2 protein-coding genes and 1 pseudogene are annotated in these 1,755 nt (G+C 37.5%); all 3 read right to left on the bottom strand.

What is annotated here, in order from left to right:
• Positions 1–652, bottom strand: a 652-nt coding sequence (gene ciaR / locus GMD4S_RS00105; RefSeq protein ID WP_000590634.1) for a two-component system response regulator CiaR, incomplete at its 3' end; no start/stop codon positions are given.
• A 130-nt stretch (positions 653–782) separates the two neighbouring features.
• On the bottom strand, positions 783–1,163 hold the full coding sequence (locus GMD4S_RS00100; RefSeq protein WP_008283944.1) for a hypothetical protein: 381 nt from the start codon (positions 1,161–1,163) through the stop codon (positions 783–785).
• 231 nt (positions 1,164–1,394) lie between these two features.
• Positions 1,395–1,755, bottom strand: a pseudogene (locus GMD4S_RS00095) (SDR family NAD(P)-dependent oxidoreductase); the annotation flags it as partial.

Below are 1,755 nucleotides of genomic sequence, written 5' to 3'. Positions count from 1 at the left end.
ACCCGACACTACGCAAGGTTTGAAGATTTTCAGCAAAGGCTGTACCCTTCAGTTTCTTACGAACTTTTGAAACATAGACTTCTACAACAGAAATCGTCGTATCGCTATCAAATCCCCATAGACGGTCAAAAATTTGTGTCTTGGGAAGAATGACATTTTGATTTTGAAGGAAGTAAACCAACAATTCAAACTCTTTTCCGAGTAGTTCCACAGGCGTGTCTTCCACCTTCACTTCATTCGTTGAAAGATTGACGACAACATCCCCATAGGTCAAGGTGTTTTCATTAAACTTGCCTGAACGTTTGAGAAGGGCTTGAATCCGCATTTTGAGTTCTTCTAGGTAGAAAGGTTTGGTGAGGTAGTCATCCGCTCCCAACTCAAAACCATGTCCCTTGTCATCCAAACTTTCCTTAGCGGTCATGATAAGGACTGGTGTCGTGATTCCTTTTTCACGCAATTCTTTCAAGACTTGGAAGCCATTTTTTTCAGGCAACATAAGGTCAAGCAAGATCAAATCATAGACGCCACTCTCAGCTTCATAGAGACCTTCTTCTCCATCAAAAACCTGCATAACATCTGCAAAATCATCTAAAAAGTCAAATACTGAGTTTGACAACCCTAAGTCGTCTTCTACTAGTAAAATCTTAATCATCTTGTTCTCCTCCTGCTATAAGATACTAATCAGCTTCATCTAAGGTTATTATAAAATAAAGAATTTTTGTATCATTTTTTGGATCTTAGTATAATTCTTTAATTATTATATCATGGCTTTAACAAATGGATTAAGATTTTGTAGTGTTTTCTTCATTATTTTGGTTAGAATTGCTATCCTTGTCCTTCGTACTTCCATCTGCATTGGCTGGTTTCTTCATAGAATTGCTACCGCTTTCTTGATTATTATTTCCTTGCGGCGGCTGTCCTCCTGGCCCTCCAGGACCACCGTTACCGCCAGGAGCACCTTGTCCATCTTGACCATTCATTTGAGGTGGCATACCATTGCCATTATTTTGACCCTGTCCTTGAGGCGGTTGTCCACCGTGACTTTGCATATTATTGCCATCTTGATTATCTTGCTGGGTTTTCGATGTTTGAACGGTCGACTGCTGATTTGTTGATTTTTGAGTCAAAGAACCGAATATATAACCACCAAGCAAGCCGACCACTAAAGAACCACTTGCTACTACTGATAGCCTCCACTTGGTGCTTTTTCTACAACAATCATTTTCTCTTTATTCATTCTGTATTTTTGTTTCTGCTTTAAGTTTCTGTGAAAAAATGAAGAAGTTCTACTTCATGAATTCACCACATCCTTTCTTTAGGCTACATACATCTTAATTATTTTTTCTTAAAGAATACTAAAATATGAGAAAATTCTTAGAAAAATAATAGAAAATTTATCCAAAATATTTTTTTAAAATACGACCGTATCGTCTCAGTAAAAGATAATCCGCTATTGCTGGGGATAGAAGGTTTAATGTTGTAAAAATCTTTGTACCTTGTCCCATCAAAATCACTCTTTTACGAGATTTTATACCTTTAAGTAAAACTTGGGTTACTTGATTTGTACTTGATATAGAGATCCCCATTTCTCTCCAAACTGGATGATAAGGCTTTTCTGATGGTGTGTCTGCTGCATTGGGGCAAAAATAAGTTATATGCATCTTTTTCTGCTCCTGTATTAATTCTCGGTTCATTGATTCGATAAAAGAAAAAAGTCCGGCGCGGCTCGCCACATCTACACTATAATAGGGGAAG

The sequence above is a fragment of the Streptococcus sp. GMD4S genome, assembly GCF_000296955.1.
This window is presented reverse-complemented; position numbering and strand designations above follow the sequence as displayed.